The organism is Flavobacterium sp. GNP011, assembly GCF_056428925.1.
In genome coordinates, this window is record NZ_JBWJVJ010000001.1 from 516,427 (window position 1) to 534,484 (window position 18,058).

The 18,058-nt window shown below is 34.9% G+C and carries 16 protein-coding genes and 1 riboswitch; of the genes, 2 read left to right on the forward strand and 14 right to left on the reverse strand.

The window, feature by feature from the left end; all coding sequences use genetic code 11:
• Positions 1–50: 50 nt before the first annotated feature.
• The 8 genes from AC061E_RS02240 to AC061E_RS02275 all read right to left on the reverse strand — a co-directional run bounded on the left by AC061E_RS02240 (position 51) and on the right by AC061E_RS02275 (position 6,615).
• Entirely contained in the window at positions 51–821 is a 771-nt protein-coding gene (locus AC061E_RS02240) for a thiazole synthase (RefSeq protein WP_478284805.1), read from the reverse strand.
• Positions 808–1,440 (reverse strand): thiamine phosphate synthase, encoded by a 633-nt coding sequence (locus AC061E_RS02245; protein ID WP_478284806.1) that lies wholly within the window; start codon positions 1,438–1,440, stop codon positions 808–810. The genes AC061E_RS02240 and AC061E_RS02245 overlap by 14 nt, the downstream gene beginning before the upstream one ends.
• The gene (locus AC061E_RS02250; protein ID WP_478284807.1) at positions 1,430–2,182 is read right to left on the reverse strand and encodes a hydroxymethylpyrimidine/phosphomethylpyrimidine kinase; all 753 of its coding nucleotides are present in this window, start codon (positions 2,180–2,182) and stop codon (positions 1,430–1,432) included. Before AC061E_RS02250 ends, AC061E_RS02245 begins: the two co-directional genes overlap by 11 nt.
• On the reverse strand, positions 2,164–2,754 hold the full coding sequence (locus AC061E_RS02255) for a thiamine phosphate synthase (RefSeq protein WP_478284808.1): 591 nt from the start codon (positions 2,752–2,754) through the stop codon (positions 2,164–2,166). Before AC061E_RS02255 ends, AC061E_RS02250 begins: the two co-directional genes overlap by 19 nt.
• A gap of 92 nt (positions 2,755–2,846) precedes the next feature.
• A complete protein-coding gene (gene thiC, locus AC061E_RS02260; RefSeq protein ID WP_478284809.1) occupies positions 2,847–4,670 on the reverse strand; it encodes a phosphomethylpyrimidine synthase ThiC in 1,824 nt (607 codons plus the stop codon).
• Between the two features lie 319 nt (positions 4,671–4,989).
• The gene (gene thiS, locus AC061E_RS02265) at positions 4,990–5,196 is read right to left on the reverse strand and encodes a sulfur carrier protein ThiS (protein WP_478284810.1); all 207 of its coding nucleotides are present in this window, start codon (positions 5,194–5,196) and stop codon (positions 4,990–4,992) included.
• Positions 5,197–5,262: 66 nt separating this feature from the next.
• Positions 5,263–5,358: riboswitch (TPP riboswitch) on the reverse strand.
• Between the two features lie 37 nt (positions 5,359–5,395).
• Positions 5,396–5,965, reverse strand: a complete 570-nt coding sequence (locus tag AC061E_RS02270) for a DNA-3-methyladenine glycosylase I (protein ID WP_478284811.1) — start codon at positions 5,963–5,965, stop codon at positions 5,396–5,398.
• Positions 5,962–6,615 (reverse strand): queuosine precursor transporter, encoded by a 654-nt coding sequence (locus AC061E_RS02275; RefSeq protein WP_478284812.1) that lies wholly within the window; start codon positions 6,613–6,615, stop codon positions 5,962–5,964. Before AC061E_RS02275 ends, AC061E_RS02270 begins: the two co-directional genes overlap by 4 nt.
• 206 nt (positions 6,616–6,821) lie before the next feature.
• Here AC061E_RS02275 and AC061E_RS02280 point away from each other — a divergent pair, with 206 nt between their 5' ends.
• Complete coding sequence (locus tag AC061E_RS02280; protein ID WP_478284865.1) at positions 6,822–7,001, forward strand: hypothetical protein; 180 nt, start codon at positions 6,822–6,824, stop codon at positions 6,999–7,001.
• A gap of 160 nt (positions 7,002–7,161) precedes the next feature.
• Here the strand turns inward: AC061E_RS02280 and AC061E_RS02285 are convergent, their stop codons facing one another.
• From AC061E_RS02285 to rplM, 5 genes are all read right to left on the reverse strand, one after another.
• Entirely contained in the window at positions 7,162–9,786 is a 2,625-nt protein-coding gene (locus tag AC061E_RS02285; RefSeq protein ID WP_478284813.1) for a TonB-dependent receptor domain-containing protein, read from the reverse strand.
• Between the two features lie 462 nt (positions 9,787–10,248).
• The gene (gene tsf / locus AC061E_RS02290; RefSeq protein ID WP_478284814.1) at positions 10,249–11,211 is read right to left on the reverse strand and encodes a translation elongation factor Ts; all 963 of its coding nucleotides are present in this window, start codon (positions 11,209–11,211) and stop codon (positions 10,249–10,251) included.
• Positions 11,212–11,336: 125 nt separating this feature from the next.
• Positions 11,337–12,116: a 30S ribosomal protein S2 gene (gene rpsB / locus AC061E_RS02295; RefSeq protein WP_221917854.1), complete on the reverse strand. Its 780-nt coding sequence runs from the start codon at positions 12,114–12,116 to the stop codon at positions 11,337–11,339.
• Positions 12,117–12,353: 237 nt separating this feature from the next.
• Positions 12,354–12,740 carry a 30S ribosomal protein S9 gene (gene rpsI, locus AC061E_RS02300; protein ID WP_086453662.1) on the reverse strand — a complete coding sequence of 129 codons (387 nt, stop codon included), beginning with the start codon at positions 12,738–12,740 and terminating at the stop codon, positions 12,354–12,356.
• Entirely contained in the window at positions 12,740–13,195 is a 456-nt protein-coding gene (rplM, locus tag AC061E_RS02305) for a 50S ribosomal protein L13 (RefSeq protein WP_086453663.1), read from the reverse strand. Before rplM ends, rpsI begins: the two co-directional genes overlap by 1 nt.
• 318 nt (positions 13,196–13,513) lie before the next feature.
• On the opposite strand from rplM, the gene AC061E_RS02310 reads away from it, so the two are divergent.
• On the forward strand, positions 13,514–14,539 hold the full coding sequence (locus AC061E_RS02310) for a LacI family DNA-binding transcriptional regulator (protein WP_478284815.1): 1,026 nt from the start codon (positions 13,514–13,516) through the stop codon (positions 14,537–14,539).
• 512 nt (positions 14,540–15,051) lie between these two features.
• Here AC061E_RS02310 and polA read toward each other — a convergent pair.
• Positions 15,052–17,892: a DNA polymerase I gene (gene polA, locus AC061E_RS02315; protein WP_478284816.1), complete on the reverse strand. Its 2,841-nt coding sequence runs from the start codon at positions 17,890–17,892 to the stop codon at positions 15,052–15,054.
• Positions 17,893–18,058: the final 166 nt, after the last annotated feature.

Consider the following 18,058-nt stretch of genomic DNA (forward strand, 5'->3'; position numbering starts at 1 on the left):
TTCACTTTTTATCTGCGTAAATCTGTAAAATCTACGTGCCAATTTAAAAATTACTCGTATAAAAATGCCGTCAAAGGACTCGAAGCCACCGCACGATTTACCTTTTGTGCCAATAGTGCTTCGTATGCTTTTCGTCCTGCAATTACCGCTTCCTTAAAAGCTTCAGCCATCAGTTTTGGATTTCCAGCAACAGCAATAGCGGTGTTTACCAAAACAGCATCAGCGCCTAATTCCATTGCTTTTGCGGCATCAGAAGGCGCTCCAATTCCTGCGTCAATGATGACAGGGACTTTAGATTGTTCGATGATAATTTCTAAAAAATCGATGGTTTTCAGGCCTTTGTTACTTCCAATTGGCGAACCCAAAGGCATTACCGCTGATGTTCCGGCATCCTCCAAACGTTTGCATAAAACAGGATCGGCATGAATGTAAGGCAAAACGATAAAACCTAATTTGGCTAATTCTTCTGTTGCTTTTAGGGTTTCAATCGGGTCGGGTAACAAGTACCTTGGATCGGGATGGATTTCTAGTTTGAGCCAATTGGTTTCCAAAGCTTCTCTTGCTAGTTGCGCTGCAAAAATGGCTTCTTTCGCATTTCTTGCTCCCGAAGTATTGGGTAATAAATTAATACGTGGATGTTTGAGGTGGGCTAAAATCGCATCGGTTTCGGTTTCTAAATCGATACGTTTTAGGGCTACGGTAACCAATTCACTTCCGGATGCCAAAATAGCTTCTTCCATTTGTTGGTTGGAGCCGAATTTTCCTGTTCCTAAAAACAAGCGCGATTCAAAGGTTTTATCTCCTATTTTAAATGGTAACATATAGTTTGTCGTTTAGTTGCGTGATTAATTCGGATGGATTTTCACTTTGGGTAATTATACCCGAAACAGCAATTCCGTGAACGCCAGTTTCCATTATGCTTTCAACGTTTTTAAGCTGAATTCCTCCAATGGCATAAATGGGAATTTGTATTTTTTTTGCTTTCATCTTTTCGATAATGCTGCGGTAACCGTCTAACCCTAAAATGGGACTTAATTTTTCTTTTGTTGCTGTAAATTGGAACGGCCCTAAACCAATATAATCGCAATTTTCAGCAGTTCTTTGCAATACGTGTTCAAACGTATTGGCAGTTCCTCCTATTATTTTTGTTTTGCCTAAAATGGTTCTTGCTGCTGCAACTTTCATATCGCTCAAGCCTAAATGAACTCCGTCAGCATTTAATTGGTTTGCTAAATGAACATTGTCGTTGATAATATAAGTTGCTGTATAGACATCGCACAAAATTTTTGCCGATTCTGCTAAATGGAATAAGTCGATACTATTTTGGGTTTTGAAACGCAATTGAATCCATTGGCAACCATTATCTAATGCTTTGCGAATATTGGACAATTGTTCTTCAACGGTGTTTCCTTGAGAAATATATTGTAATTTATGGTACATAATGATATCCTAGTTTTGTGGGGTTAGATTGTAAGTAGGCTTCTATATATTTTTTGGAGTTGATACAAGCCGTTTTTAATTCTTGTCCTAAAGCCAAATGAGCTGTAATGGCGGAAGATAGCACGCAACCTGTACCGTGTTTATCGAAAATTTTAGTAGTATTGGGTGCTAGTTTCAAATGTTCATTTTCTAAATACAAATAATCAAAGCCAATTTCTTTTGGATTGTGACCGCCTTTTAACAAAACGGAGCAATGTTTTGAAAGTAAAATAGCTGTTGTTTCGGCATTAATTTCTTTAGAAGATAATTGTAAAATTTCATTGTAATTAGGAGTGATCAAATCAATTTCTTTCAGTATTTCAGTCAAAGTAGTTTGGTTTTCAATAGTTAAAAAATCGAATTCTGTTGTCGATTTTAAAACGGTGTCCCAAACTATTTTTGTTTCTGGCGAAATCTTTTTTATCAGAAAAACAACTCCTTTTAAAAATGCCAGAGAGGGTACAATTCCAATTTTTACGGCTTTTATATTGTAAGTATTAAATATTGTTTGAACAGATTGCAAAACAAAATCGAAATCTGTCCATTGTATGGCTACAAATTCATTTTCGGTTTGAATGGTATTTGCTGTACTAATTGCAAAGCCATACACCTGATGTTGCTCGAACGTCTTTACATCTGCCAAAAGACCTGCACCTGCTGAAGGATCCAAGCCTGCAATGCTTACTACAAAAGGTCGTGACATAGTTTAAAATTTTCTATTGAATGGTTGTTGTTCCAAATACTACCTAAAAGTGCTACATCATCAAAACCAAATGCTAATGCAGTTTTGATATTTTCGTATGTGATTCCTCCAAGAGCAATCAATGCAGTTGTGTTATTTTTTCTTTGTTTTAATTCTTTTTTGAAATCCAGATTTGAAACATAATTAGGTTTTGAAATACTTTCGAAAACAGGGCCGAAAAATGCGTAATCAAAAACACTTGATAGCTCTTCAAAATCCGACATTTGATGAATAGAGGTGGAGAGGCTGAATTTTTTTTCTTTCCACTTTTTTAAATGCTTTTCGGATGTTGCGATTCTGTTTTTTTCTGTAAAATGAATGCGATCAATTCCTAATTCTGGCGCTAATTGATGATGACTATGCAAAACCAATTGGTGTCTGAAAGCTGTTTTTATTTTTGATACAAATGTTTTCATTTCTGTTTCTGAAAAATCAGGTTTCCGAATATGAAGTAACTCCAATCCATTCTCAAAGAGAGCGTGTATGGTGTGGATTTCGTTTGCTATTTGAATTGGACTTGTGATTAAAATCATTTTTAGATTTAAAGATTGAAAAATTGAAAGATTTAAAATGGTTTAGATTCAAGAATTTTTAAATTGTTAAATCATTTAATTTTTCAATTATTCTAAATATAAATTTCTTTTCCTTGTTCAATAAATTCTTCTGATTTTGCTGCCATTCCTTTCTCGGCCGCGGCAACGTCACGAATTTCTTGAGAAATTTTCATAGAACAGAATTTTGGTCCACACATTGAGCAGAAGTGAGCCACTTTTGCACCGTCTGCAGGCAAGGTTTCATCATGAAATTCTCGAGCAGTATCTGGATCTAATGACAAGTTGAATTGGTCTTCCCAACGGAATTCGAAACGGGCTTTGCTCAAAGCATTATCACGGTATTGTGAACCTGGGTGACCTTTGGCTAAATCAGCTGCGTGTGCGGCAATTTTATAAGTAATCACACCATCTTTTACATCTTTTTTGTTGGGTAAACCAAGGTGTTCTTTTGGAGTAACATAGCACAACATGGCGCAACCATACCAGCCAATCATTGCCGCACCAATGGCAGAAGTGATGTGGTCGTAACCTGGAGCAATATCAGTTGTTAATGGCCCCAAAGTGTAAAATGGAGCTTCATCACAATGTTCTAATTGCTTGTCCATATTTTCTTTAATCATATGCATTGGTACATGACCAGGTCCTTCAATAAATACTTGTACGTCGTGTTTCCAAGCGATTTTTGTTAGTTCACCCAGCGTCTCTAATTCGGCGAATTGTGCTGCATCGTTGGCATCGGCAATAGAACCTGGGCGAAGTCCGTCACCCAATGAAAAGGCAACATCATATTGTTTCATGATTTCGCAAATCTCTTCGAAATGCGTGTACAAAAAGTTTTCTTTATGGTGGAACAAACACCATTTGGCCATAATAGAACCACCGCGAGAAACAATTCCTGTAACACGGTTAGCCGTTAAATGAATGTAGCGCAATAAAACACCAGCGTGAATGGTGAAATAAGAAACGCCTTGTTCTGCTTGTTCGATTAAGGTATCACGGAAAACTTCCCAAGTCAAATCTTCGGCTACACCATTTACTTTTTCTAAAGCTTGATAGATAGGCACGGTACCAATTGGCACGGGCGAATTACGGATAATCCATTCTCTGGTTTCGTGAATGTTTTTTCCGGTTGATAAATCCATAATGGTATCAGCACCCCAGCGACAAGCCCAAACCGCTTTTTCTACTTCTTCTTCGATGCTTGAAGTGACTGCGCTATTCCCAATATTGGCATTAATTTTCACTAAAAAATTACGTCCTACAATCATTGGTTCGCTTTCGGGATGGTTGATATTGTTGGGGATAATAGCACGACCTCTGGCTACTTCGCTACGAACAAATTCAGCCGTGATTTTAGTTTTTGGTGTATTTGCTCCAAAACTATTTCCAGCGTGTTGGCATTGCATTGCTTTTGTTTGCTCGTTTAGTTGTTCGATGCGTTGGTTTTCACGAATGGCGATGTATTCCATTTCGGGAGTGATGATACCTTGTTTGGCGTAATATAATTGGGTAACATTGGCTCCTTTTTTGGCGCGCATTGGTTTGTGTAAATATTCAAAACGCAAGTGATCTAACTTTTCATCATTTAAACGTGATTTTCCGTATTCTGAGGAGATTTCGATTAGTTCTTCTACATCATTTCGGTCTAAAATCCATTGTTCGCGGATGCGTGGCAATCCTTTGCGAATATCAATTTCAAAATTAGGATCTGTAAAAGGGCCTGAAGTGTCGTAAACTGTTACCGGTGGATTCTTTTCTATTCTGCCATTTGACATTTTAGTATCTGCGAGCCAAATTTCACGCATGGCTACTTTTATGGGATGAATTTCTCCGTCGATGTATACTTTTTTCGAATTTGGAAACGGGGTTCTAGATATTTTTTCTTCGTTGTTCATTAGTAATAGGATTGTGTTAAGTATTTTTTTTCTGCTAGGGATAGTAATGGAAAGCCCGTAAAGTGAACAGACTAATAAAACAAGGAGACAGTGAAGCGACCGTAAGGAAGCTTTAATGGCGACTGTGTTTTATAGGATGGTCACTGCGGACTTGTAATGGATAGCCCGCTCGAGCACAAGGTCATTAAGTTAAATAATTGCTTTTTTGTCACGCAGATTTAGCGGATTTACGCAGAAAAATCGGTTTAAATCTATTGAATCTGCGTGCTGTTTTTTCTTTTTCCTATTAACTTAATTAGATTGTGCTCGAGCAGCCGCCTCATCCTCCTTGAGTTGCGGAGATGATAAGAATGGTGTCGGTTTCTTGTATGAGATGCAAATTCCAATTGGATTTTGGAATGACGGTATTGTTAATGGCCACAGCAATTCCGTTTTGTTTTACGGGAATTTCCAAGTCAAGAAGTGCTTGAACCGTTAGGCTCTTGGCGGCAAAATGTTTTGTTTGGTTGTTGATTTTTAGTTCCATTCCTGTTGAATTTAGTATATAGGTATACTTTAGGAATGGCTACGACGGTACCCAATTATGGTACAATGAAGTCATCTTACTTTTCCCTACGCTAGTATGAACTAGATCAGGTTCAGAGGGTAAAATCTCAGCCTACCGTGGTAGACACCCCTAAAGTGTGAAGCAAATGTAATGAAAATTATGAATTTTAAATTATAAATTATGAATTTCGTTTCCAACAATATTCTACATGATCATTGACCATGCCTGTGGCTTGCATAAAGGCATACATAACGGTGGAACCTACAAATTTGAAGCCGCGTTTTTTTAAATCTTTACTTATAGCATCAGAAATTGGTGAAGTAGCAGGAACTTCTTTTAAGTTTCTTGGGGAGTTGTTAACCGGTGTGTTATTTACAAAAGCCCAAATGTATTGCGAAAAACTTCCAAATTCTTCTTGGATTGTAATGAAATTTTGAGCGTTGGTCACAGCCGAATAAACTTTGAGTTTGTTGCGAATGATACCTGCATCTTGTAATAAATTTTGAATTTTATCATCAGAATACTGGGCGATTTTTTTATAATCAAAAGCATCAAATGCATTGTAGAAATTTTCTCTTTTGTTCAAGATGGTAATCCAACTTAGGCCTGCTTGAAAGGTTTCAAGAATTAAAAATTCAAATAGAGTAGTGTCATCATATACGGGAACGCCCCATTCTTCATCATGGTATTTCATGTATAAATCGCTGGAATGACACCAGCCGCAACGTGTTTTATCAGTTATAATCATTCTTTTTCGGAGGCTAAATAATTTTTTATCATGTAGTGACCTAGGTAAATTAGCGGAGTCAAGAGTATGGCTGTGCCTAGCTTAAAAGTATAGCCAGTTAAGGCCGAAGTAAGGAAGGTTTCAAAGTTGATTTTGCCGGGCAACCAAAATGCAATTCCCAACACGATAAAGGAATCAAACAGTTGTGAAATGATGGTGGAACCCGTAGCTCTGAGCCATATTTTTTTATTTCCAGTTCGGTTTTTAAAAAACCAAAAAACAGTAACGTCTATTAATTGTGATATAAGAAAAGCAATAATACTGCCCACAATAATCCACATACTTTGACCGAAAACGGCGGTAAACTGAGCATCATTTACTGGGCTAATGCCTTTAGCGGCTGGAATACTCATGGCCAGCAGTAAAATAATAAACGAATACGCAATTAATCCAGCAGTGATCAAGGATAATTTTTTTACTCCTTTTTCGCCAAAATAATCGTTAATTAAATCTGTAGTCAAAAACACAATAGGCCAAGGCAAAATGCCGATGCTCATTACAAACGGACCTATTTGGATCAGTTTACCACCAATCAATTCAGCAGTAACGGCATTAGTGATAAATATCCCAGCAAGGATGATGAAGACAAGTTCTTTTTTGGTTTTGAACATAGAATTAACTTTTGCCAAATTTAATAAATAAATGACAATATTAGAAAGTCGATATTGTAGCTAAAAAACTTTTATGCTAATTATGGTTTGGAGTTCCGTTCTTGTTTCAAAGTTTTTTTTAATTATCATATTGGTTCCAAATATAACTACAGTCAGAGCTCTATTTTTTTGGTAATTTAAACAAAGAAAATAATAAATATTATTTTCTGGACTTAGAGGCGCGTTATGTTGTTAAAGAAAATAAGTTCACTATTTTCCTTTCAGGAAATAACTTGTTTAATACCCAAAATTTCCGCAATTACAGTATTTCTGATATCAATATTTCGCAAACCGAGTACCGTTTACAACCTAGATATGCCCTCTTAAAAATGGAGTATAGGTTTTAAAGAGTTAAGACAAAGTGTTTACGTTAGCATTAATTTACTCATGTGTTTTACAAAAAAAAATCTACACCTTTTTTTACAGCTGTAAAATGGATGTAGATTTTTAAACAATTGCTCTCACACATTGCACATGTGAGAGCGATAACCACTAATTAAAAACGAACTAAAATCTATAAGTCAATGCAGTCGAGATTGATCTTCCTGGCATTGGTCTTGCTCTTACGTAATTTACAGTATTGTTAGTAATAGCACCTTCTTCTGTCTCTGTAATTGCTAAAGTATTTAACAAGTTATTTCCAGAAACATTGATAGATAATCCTTTTGCAATTTCAACTTCAACAAATCCGTTGATAATTACAAATCCATTCATAACAAGTTGGTTAGAGTCTTGTGCAAATGCTTTTGTTTGCCCAATGAAGCTCAATCCTAAAGTGTTTTTGTTTGCACCAAATTTATACGTTGGTATTACGTTATACATTAATTTTGGCTGTCTTCTAGGTTCATTACCACTGTTGCTACCTGATGTAATTTCAGCTTTTGTGTAAGTTAATCCACCTGTGAAATTAAAGTTTTCGTTTACTTTGTAAGCAGACTCAAGCTCTAAACCAAATGACTTGTAATTGTTTTGAATGATAGTGTTTGATGTTGCTTCAAATCCGCCTTGCTCATCAGTTTTAGAATGAAATGCAGTAGCGTAAACATAACCACCATTAACTTTTTGTTTGTAACCTACTTCCGCTTGAGTTAAGAAATCTAAAGCATTGATTCTGTTTCCGTCAAGGTAGTTCAAACCTGAAAATAAAATTCTGTCAGCTTTTGCAGATGCACCTCTACTTAAACGTGCAAATACAGATTGCTGAGCGTTCAATAAATAATTAGCCCCTAAAGTGTATGATACATAGTCGTAATCATAATCAACCGCAGTTGTGTTTGCTGTATTGATAGCAAATGCATTTTGTTCCGGTACAGAAATGTTTCCGTTGTTGTTGATGTCAAAAGCTCCTGAAGTACCTCCAGCAAACGATCCTGTAACTTTTCCTAGATCATATCGCAATCCACCTTCAATAGATAAGTTTTCTGTAGCATCAATTGAAACGTTCACATAGGGAGCAGAGGTATTGTATTGTGTGTCATAGTTTCTAGCAAGGTTACCCCACAATGGTGTTCCGTAAGCATATAAACCATTCTCTGATTGCAATTGTCCACCTGCGTTTACGACATTAATAAGTCTAGGGTTATTGTCTGATACTTCTTGAAGGTAAGAGTTCCACAACCATGAAGTTGAAATGTTTTGGATAGACTTAAAGAAACCAGCAGTTATCCCTATATTTTCAAACTTTTTGTTGATACGCAAATCATTCATAAAGTTACTCATGTCGTTTAATTGCGTGTCAAACATGTGAATTCTTGCTACTAATCCGTTTGGATTGTTAAATGCTGATCCGTTATCTGCATAACGCAATTGTGATCCAGCTCCAAAAGAGTTTGCAATTGCTGCAGCACTACCTACTTCTGCAGGGAATGGAGCTATAAATCCACCGCTGTTTGATGAGTAACGTCCGTTTTCAGTAATTTTCCATCCGCCATCTAGTTCAAAATTTGCACTAATTCCAATAGATTTAGAGATCGGATTCATACCATCTGATATTTTTTCTCTTCGGATGTTTCCATCAGGTCCTAAACCTAAACTTTGATTTAAAAATACAGATTGTAATGCACCATTTGTAGCGTCAAATCCAGGAATACTTCCCCAATTTGGGTTTGCATTAGTACCTGATACTTGCACAGGCATTGGCATGTAAGCGGCAGCTCTATCATTTAAGAATTTTGTGTAAACCGTAACTGATCCATTCTCAAATTCTTTTGTAATGTTAAATTTAAATTGACCACCATTGTTAGCTATGAAACCTGTTTTTCTTTGTCCTTCACCCACTCTGTAAAAACCTCCTGCGTGAAAATATAAATCTTTCCCTATTGAAGTTCCGTAATCAAAATCAGTTCTAAATGTATCATAATCTAATCCTAATGTGGTACTTACAGATCCACCTTCAACTTTTCCGGTTTTGCTAATAAAGTTGATGATACCACCCGGAGAGTTAGAAGATAATGTAGAAGCCGAACCTCCTCTAATAGCCTCTATTTTTGAAATGTTCCCATCGAATCTTGTAAAAATATCTGCTGTTGCAAAAGAGATATCACCAAAAAGTAACACAGGTAAACCATCTTCTTGCAATTGAAGGTATTTAGATCCTCCAGATGAAATAGGCACACCACGCACTGCAATGTTTGAGTTTCCTTCACCTCCTGATGATTCTGCTCGAATTCCAGGAATGGTTCTAAAAATTTCTGCAGTAGATCTTGGTGCTGATTGTGTAATTTGTAGTGCTCCTAATGATGTTATCGAAACACTCGATTTAATCTTTGTTTTTGGGTTTGCAACTCCTGTAATGACTACGTCATCTAAAACATTCTCCTCAGCAGTGAGCACTAAATTTTGAACTGTTGCAGTGCTGATACGGACTGCTGTTTCTAGTTTTTTATATCCAACTGACGATGCAATAAGAATTACGTCTCCGTCTTTTAAACCTGCTAATTTATATTTACCATCACTGTCAGTGATAGTACTTTTTTGACCTCCTTTGATAATAATATTAGCCCCAATAACTGGTAGACCATATGTATCAGAAACGGTTCCTGATAGTGTTGCATTTTGCGAAAACGAAATATTGAATAGCATAATAGCTGCTAGCAATACAAATCTTTTCAGCACTGTTTTACTCGTGTACATGGTTGTTAAATTGTTTGATTTGTAATTATATTAGTTTAATAAAATCAAATGTATATTTTAACGAATAAAAAAAAACACTTTAAAAACTCGAAAACGTTTTCGAATTAATGAAAACGTTTTCGTTTTTTTGATGAGAGTTAGGAATGTTCTTTTTTAAAGTAAAAAACAGTGCATAATCGGATTGAGTTGAAAATGTTGTCAATCTCAAATTAGGCTCTAACCATGTTAACAATAAGGAAAATAAGCTGATTTATTTAATAAAATGTATTAGAATACACACTAGTAGTGGGAGCTTTTTATAGATTTGTTGGTGCTTTAATTTAGTGTAATTGCTGATGTAAAATTATATTTCTATAGTATAGGAAAGGCTGATTTAGGCAGCTTTGCTATTTGCTCAAAAAAAAACAGGCTGTCACACACAACGTGAAACAGCCTATTTTTAATTATTTTAGAGACAGAAAGCTATCCTAAAGAAGCTCTTTTGAAACCTGTAATTTCAACATTGAAACCTTTAACATAATCACCTACTTTTTTACTATCATCTTTGATGAAGTTTTGATCAAGTAAAGCTTTTTCTTGGTCTAAAGTAGTGTTGTCAGAGATAAAACGTTGTACTTTACCAGGAATAATTTTGTCCCAAATTTGCTCTGGTTTACCTTCAGCTTTCAATTCAGCTTTAGCATCTTCTTCAGCTTGTTTGATAACTTCTTCAGTTAATTGAGAGAAAGAAATATATTTAGGAACATTTTTTAAAGTTTTTCCTAAACGTTTTGCTTCTTCATTTTCTTTTTCAATGATCGCAATACGAGCAGCTAATTCAGACTCAACAAAAGCAGGATCAAAATCTTTGTAAGATAATGTATCAGCTCCCATTGATGCTACTTGCATAGAGACGTCTTTAGTCAAAACTTCTGCATTTGGTACAGCAGCAGAAATAGCAGTTAATGCAGCAATTTTGTTAACGTGAACATAAGATCCAACAAAAGCACCTTCTAAAATTTCAAAACCACCGATTTCGATTTTTTCACCTATAACACCAGTTTGCTCGATTAATTTTTCAGCAACAGTAATTCCGTTGAAATCTGAAGCCAAGAATTCTTCTTTAGAAGAGAAATTGATCGCTTTTTCAACTAATTCTTTAGCCAAAGTTACGAAAGATTCATTTTTACCTACGAAATCTGTTTCGCAGTTTAAAGTGATGATAGCTCCTTTAGTGTTATCAGCATTGATAAAAGAAACAGCAGCTCCTTCAGAAGACTCACGGTCAGAACGATTAGCAGCAACTTTTTGACCTTTTTCTCTAAGGTTTTGGATTGCTTTATCGAAATCTCCCTCAGCTTCAACTAAAGCTTTTTTACAGTCCATCATTCCGGCACCTGTAGTTTGTCTTAATTTGTTTACGTCTGCAGCAGTAATTGTTGCCATAATATTTTGAATTTTAATGTTAAAAGTAAAAATTCCAATCTTTAAATCCCAAATTCCAATGTTATCAGATAGTTATTTTCTGATTTTGGAATTTGGAATTCAAAATTTGGAATTCAAAATTTGATTTATTCTTCAGTTGCAGTTGCAGCTGGAGCTTCTGCAGTTTCAGTAGCTGGAGCAGCAACTTCAGCAGTAGCTTCAGTTTCTTTTTCAGTACCTCTATCAGAAAGTCCTTCGATAATTGCAGATGTAACTAAAGTTAAAATTTTGTCAATTGATTTAGAAGCATCATCATTTGCAGGAATTACATACTCTACTTCACGTGGATCAGAGTTAGTATCAACCATTGCGAAAACTGGAATGTTTAATTTTTGTGCTTCTTTTATAGCGATGTGTTCAGCTTTGATATCTACTACGAACAATGCAGCCGGTAGTCTAGACATGTCAGCGATTGAACCTAAGTTTTTCTCTAATTTAGCACGAAGACGATCAACTTGCAAACGCTCTTTTTTAGATAAAGTCATGAAAGTACCATCTTTCTTCATTTTATCAATAGTAGCCATTTTTTTAACAGCTTTACGGATAGTTACAAAGTTAGTTAGCATTCCACCAGGCCATCTTTCAGTGATGTAAGGCATGTTTGCAGCTTTTGCTTTTTCAGCAACGATATCTTTTGCTTGTTTTTTGGTAGCAACAAATAATATTTTTCTACCTGATGCAGCGATTTTTTTCAAAGCTTCATTCGCTTCTTCAATTTTTGCTGCAGTTTTATATAGATTGATAATGTGAATACCATTACGTTCCATATAGATGTAAGGAGCCATGTTTGGGTCCCATTTTCTAGTCATGTGTCCAAAGTGTACACCTGCTTCTAGTAAGTCTTTAACTTCTATTTTGTTTGCCATTTTGTTCTAGTTTACGTTCTGTTGATTAGCAATAAGCTTCTTTGATACGACTTAAGGCTGTTGCCTTTAAGACTTTCGACTTATTTAGATGCTAAACTATTTCCTACCTCGGTAGGAGAGCAACAACAACTGTGTTTTTAAATTTTTATGCTAAATTTATTTTAACATATTTCAGTTTAAGCTGATAGTAATACCAGCATTTGAACTTGATAATCTGAAAAATAACCAGATTGAATATTAACGCTTAGAGAATTGGAATCTCTTACGAGCTTTCTTCTGACCGAATTTCTTACGTTCAACCATTCTTGGATCTCTTGTTAATAAACCTTGTGGTTTAAGGATTCCTCTGTTTTCAGCATCAACTTCGCACATTGCACGTGCTAATGCCATTCTTACAGCCTCTGCTTGTCCTGTTGAACCACCTCCGTAAACATTAACTTTTACGTCAAAGTTGCTTACATTTTCTGTCATAGACATTGGTTGTAATACTTTGTACTGTAAAGTTGCAGTTGGGAAGTAAGTTTCAAATGCTTTTTTGTTTACCGTGATTACTCCTGTTCCTTCTGAAACGTATACACGTGCAACAGCGGTTTTTCTTCTACCGATTTTGTGAATAACTCCCATTACTTAAGATCGTTAAGGTTAACTGTTCTAGGTTTTTGAGCTCCTTGTTTGTGCTCTGATCCTACAACAACATTTAAATTTCTAAAAAGCTCTGCTCCTAATTTGTTTTTAGGCAACATCCCTTTTACAGCTTTTTCAACTAATAATGCAGGGTTTTTAGATTGCAAAACTTTAGCAGTTAAAGTTCTTTGACCTCCTGGGTAACCAGTGTGACGGATGTACGTTTTTTCATCCATTTTGTTACCTGTAAGGTTGATTTTTTCTGAGTTGATAACAATTACGTTATCTCCGCAGTCCACATGTGGTGTGTAACTTGGCTTGTACTTACCTCTTAAAATCATTGCGACTTTTGAAGCAAGACGTCCTAAGTTGTGACCATCTGCATCTACAACAATCCACTCTTTTGTAACTGTGGCTTTGCTTGCTGACTGTGTCTTGTAGCTTAATGCGTCCATAATATTTTTTTAATTAAACATTCCATCCCCAATAAAGGGGTTGCAAAAGTACAATTAATTATTTTAAATACAAATACCTTAAAAGATTATTTTGATATGTGCTTGTCCCTGATTATCAAATGTATATTAATATTTTTTTTACGTTTTATAAATCCTATTTTATAAATTGATTTTATTCTACTATTTAATGACTTGTATATGTGTATTTTTTTTGTTCAACAATTACTTTTTTGAACTTAATGCGTTATTTTTGTCAATTGATTGAATTTTTTAGAAATTATACTATCTTGTACTTTAACTTTATACTTAATTCTTAATATGAAAGCCAAAGCAACTTTAAAACAAATCGCAAAGGAACTCAATGTCTCCGTATCTACTGTGTCTAAGGCATTAAACGACAGCCCAGAGATTAGTGAGCAAACTAAGGTTAAAATTAAAGAATATGCGAAGCTTAAAAATTACAAACCAAATGTTATCGGTTTAAATTTAAAAAATAGAAAAACAAAGACTATAGGGGTTATTATCCCTAATATTCTTAATTCTTTTTTTGCCAAAGTATTTAGTGGTATTGAGAAAATTGCTGATGAAAAAGGGTATAATGTGATTATGTGTATTTCTAATGAGTCTCTGGATAAAGAAGCACATACCTTAGAGATGTTGAGTAATGGTACTATTGATGGTTTTATAGTGTCTGTATCTGAGGAAGCTCAAAAAGCGCAAGAGTACCAACATTTTTCTACCATTATCAACGATGGAACTCCTATTGTGATGTTTGATCGAATTGCGGATGGGGTAGAGTGTGATAAAGTAATTGTAGATGATTTTGATTCGGCTTTAAATGCTACCCAACAACTTTTGAATCTTGGCTGCAAAAATATTGCCTTGTTATCTTCTATTGATAATTTGAGTGTGGGTAAATTAAGAGCTGATGGCTACTTAAAAGCACTATCTAACAATAGTATTGCGGTTAATACAAATATTATAATTAGAACCGACTCAGAGCTTGATCTTAAAAATAAAATCGATTCTATATTTGAAAATCCAATAGATGGAATTTTTGCATTGGATGAGAATGATTCAGTTGCGGCATTAAGAGTTGCATTAAAAAAAGGATTTAAAGTACCCGAAGATATTTCTATAATAGGTTTTGCAGACGGAATTTTAGCCTCAAGAAGGCTTTCGCCTAGTTTAACAACGGTAAGTCAGCACGGTATAGAAATAGGAGAAGTAGCAGCGAAATTACTCATTAATAGATTAGAGTCAGATGAGGAACATCTTCCTTATGAAACAAAAGTTATTAAAACGAAATTAAAAGAAAGAGAGTCGACTAAAAAAGTGCTGTAACATTAATTTAGCCTTAAATTTATATTTTATATAACAGTTAGTTTTTTGTTGAAACAAAAAAAAATGATCAGAGTAAAGAAAGTTTTAAACTGAATATTTTGAACTTTCTAGTTTTTTTTTAAATTTACTTCTTTATTCTATAAAATAACCTTTCATGTATTTATTGATGTTATGGTTATTACTTTAAAAAATAAATTATGTTAGAAATTCTTTTTATGATTCTCGTGGTTTTTTATTTTGTATTCTGGATATACTCCTTGTATACGGTTACAAACTTAACAACAGTGTCTTCAGTAACTAAATTGCTTCTTATTCTTTCGCTAATTGTTTTACAACCTTTGGGTCTGTTAGCTTTCTGGTCGTACAAAATTTTAAGCAATAAAAAAGCTGTCGCAATTTAGAAAGCTCATTATAATTTTTAATTGTTCCTTAAAAAGGAATAGTAAATTACAAACCTTATAAAAAAATCTCTAATTTCTTAATTAGAGATTTTTTATTTGCGGTATATTTTATTAATGTGCTTCTAGCCAGTCTCTACCGGTGCCAATTTCTACTTCTAGTGGCACAACAAGTTGAAAGGCGTTTTCCATTTCATGTTTAATCATGGGCTGTATTTTTTCTAGCTCATCATTATGCACATCAAATACGAGTTCGTCATGAACTTGCAATAACATTTTGCTTTTCCAGTTTTCACTTTTTAACCTTTTATGAATATTGATCATTGCAATTTTGATAATATCGGCAGCACTTCCTTGAATAGGAGCGTTTACTGCATTTCGTTCTGCACCACCACGAACGATGGCGTTTTGAGAGTTGATATCTTTTAAATACCTACGACGGCCAAGTATTGTTTGCACATAACCATGATCACGAGCAAAGTCTACCTGATCCTGAATATACGATTTTAATTTTGGATACGTTTGGTAATAGGCCTCAATCAATTCGGCACTTTCTTTTCGGGTCAAACTAGTTTGGTTACTCAGTCCAAATGCTGATACACCATAAACAATCCCAAAATTTACGGTTTTAGCATGACTTCTTTGTTCTCGTGTTACTTCTTCAAGCGGAACGTTAAATACTTTTGATGCCGTAGATTTATGAATGTCTTCGTTGTTTTGAAACGCTTTTATCATATTTTCTTCTCCACACAAAGCTGCAATGACGCGCAATTCTATCTGTGAATAATCGGCAGATACTAGGGTGTGATTGTCATCTCTTGCAACAAACGCCTTCCTAATTTGGCGACCACGCTCGGTACGTATTGGGATGTTCTGTAAATTAGGGTTATTAGAACTCAATCGTCCAGTAGCTGCTACAGTTTGCATATAATCTGTATGGATGCGTTTTGTAACTGTATCTACTTGGTTTGGTAAGGCATCTACGTAGGTGTTTTGCAATTTCACTAATTGTCTCCACTCCAAGATGTCCTTTACAATTTGGTTTTCTGGGGCAAGGTAGCTCAGTATTTCCTCGCCGGTAGCATATTGCCCTGTTTTGGTTTTCTTTTGTTTAACTCCACCAATTTTTAATTTGTCAAATAAAATATCTCCTAATTGTTTTGGTGAGGCCAAATTGAATTTTTCACCTGCAGTTTCATAAATGCTCGCTTCTAATATTTTGATATCCTCATCAAGTGTTTTTGAAAGCGACTTAAGAAAATCTACATCAACCCGTATACCTTCTTTTTCCATATCGGCAAGTACTTTTACCAATGGGATTTCTATTTCTTCAAAAAGCTTTTTGGTTTCGGTTTGTTCTAGTTCTTGGGTGAAAATATTTTTAAGTTGCCAAGTTACATCGGCATCTTCAACGGCGTATTCTTTTATTTCTTCAAGTGCTATGTCACGCATTGATTTTTGATTTTTTCCTTTTTTTCCAATCAAAGCTTCGATAGATTGAGGTGAATATTTTAAATAGGTCTCAGATAGGATATCCATATTATGACGCATATCAGGATTAATAAGATAGTGCGCAATCATGGTGTCAAATAACTTTCCTTTTACTTCTACCTTATAATTGGATAAAATTTTCAAGTCGTATTTTAGATTTTGACCAATTTTTTCAATGCTTTCATTTTCAAAAAACGGAATAAATTTTTCTATTAAAGCTTGTGCTTCTTCTTGATTTTCTGGAAACGGAACATAAAATCCTTTCCCTTTTTCATATGAAAAAGATATCCCCACAAGTTCTGCATGCAGTGCATCAAGTCCAGTAGTTTCAGTGTCAAAACATACTGAAGTTTGTTTTTGTAAATTTTGCAACAGTAATTTTAGACCTAAATCACCTTGAATAATTTGATAGGAATGTTCAGTGTTTGTTAGCGTACTGTAAAATTGATTTCGATTTTCATCTGATGTAGCGTCTTGATCATTCGATCCAAAAAGATCAAATTGATCTTCATTCTTTGTTTGCTTCTTATATAGTTTGGCATCTGTTTGAGCATTGCTATTTTGTTCAAGTTGAGATGGACTTTTAAAAATAGCGTCAAATTGCTCAGCCATTCTTCTAAACTCTAGTTCATTGAATAAGGCATCGGTTTTTTCTACATCGGGCTTAGATAGCTCATAGTCATTTTCATTAAAAACCACCGGGCAATCCAGTAATATGGTTGCTAATGTTTTAGACAACAATCCTTTTTCTTTATTGGCTTCAATGTTCTCTTTCATTTTTCCTTTTAGCTTATCAGTATTTGCTAAAAGGTTTTCCATGCTGCCAAATTCTTTCAACAATTTCTTTGCGGTCACTTCTCCTACGCCAGGTAAACCAGGAATGTTATCTGCCGTATCGCCCATCATGCCTAAGAAATCGATGACCTGTTCAGGTCTTTCAATTTCAAATTTTGCTAATACTTCTGGGACACCCCAAATTTCAATACCATTACCCATTCGGGCTGGTTTGTACATAAAAATGTTTTCAGATACTAGTTGTGCAAAATCCTTATCAGGTGTAACCATAAAGACCTTGTAATTTTCTTTTTCAGCTTGCTTAGCAATTGTTCCTATTAAATCATCGGCTTCATAACCGCTCACCTCAATAATAGGAATGTGCATGGCCTTGAGTAATTCTTGAATATAAGGAACCGCAATTTTTATCGCTTCGGGAGTTGCATCTCTATTTGCTTTGTATTCTGGGAAAAGGTCGTTTCTTAAAGCGCTTCCTCCTTTATCAAATGCTACCGCAAGATGGTCTGGTTTTTCACGTTTGATGACATCCATCAATGAATTCATGAAACCCATAATGGCAGAAGTATCCATGCCTTTTGAGTTAATACGTGGGTTTTTGATAAAAGCATAATACCCACGAAATATTAATGCATAAGCATCAAGAAGAAAAAGACGTTTTTGTTGTGACATAATTTTTTTTGTAAAGTTCAAAAGTACAAAACTTGTATGATTATGACCCTTAGCTTTTCAATATTTATGTTTTTGTGTTTTTGTGTTTTTTTTCAAATTTCGTGGTTAATTTTTATTGTTAAATATCTTTTGTGAAGAAATGAATGTTTACTCAACGTAGGTTTTA

Coding starts and splice junctions, on each gene's coding strand:
- AC061E_RS02275 (WP_478284812.1), bottom strand. CDS start 6,615: ATGTTCAAAACCAAAAAAGAACTTGTCTTCATCATCCTTGCTGGGATA.
- AC061E_RS02285 (WP_478284813.1), bottom strand. CDS start 9,786: ATGTACACGAGTAAAACAGTGCTGAAAAGATTTGTATTGCTAGCAGCT.
- rpsI (WP_086453662.1), bottom strand. CDS start 12,740: ATGGGAGTTATTCACAAAATCGGTAGAAGAAAAACCGCTGTTGCACGT.
- AC061E_RS02250 (WP_478284807.1), bottom strand. CDS start 2,182: ATGTCACGACCTTTTGTAGTAAGCATTGCAGGCTTGGATCCTTCAGCA.
- AC061E_RS02245 (WP_478284806.1), bottom strand. CDS start 1,440: ATGTACCATAAATTACAATATATTTCTCAAGGAAACACCGTTGAAGAA.
- tsf (WP_478284814.1), bottom strand. CDS start 11,211: ATGGCAACAATTACTGCTGCAGACGTAAACAAATTAAGACAAACTACA.
- thiS (WP_478284810.1), bottom strand. CDS start 5,196: ATGGAACTAAAAATCAACAACCAAACAAAACATTTTGCCGCCAAGAGC.
- rplM (WP_086453663.1), bottom strand. CDS start 13,195: ATGGACGCATTAAGCTACAAGACACAGTCAGCAAGCAAAGCCACAGTT.
- polA (WP_478284816.1), bottom strand. CDS start 17,892: ATGTCACAACAAAAACGTCTTTTTCTTCTTGATGCTTATGCATTAATA.
- AC061E_RS02270 (WP_478284811.1), bottom strand. CDS start 5,965: ATGATTATAACTGATAAAACACGTTGCGGCTGGTGTCATTCCAGCGAT.
- AC061E_RS02255 (WP_478284808.1), bottom strand. CDS start 2,754: ATGATTTTAATCACAAGTCCAATTCAAATAGCAAACGAAATCCACACC.
- rpsB (WP_221917854.1), bottom strand. CDS start 12,116: ATGGCAAACAAAATAGAAGTTAAAGACTTACTAGAAGCAGGTGTACAC.
- AC061E_RS02310 (WP_478284815.1), top strand. CDS start 13,514: ATGAAAGCCAAAGCAACTTTAAAACAAATCGCAAAGGAACTCAATGTC.
- thiC (WP_478284809.1), bottom strand. CDS start 4,670: ATGAACAACGAAGAAAAAATATCTAGAACCCCGTTTCCAAATTCGAAA.
- AC061E_RS02240 (WP_478284805.1), bottom strand. CDS start 821: ATGTTACCATTTAAAATAGGAGATAAAACCTTTGAATCGCGCTTGTTT.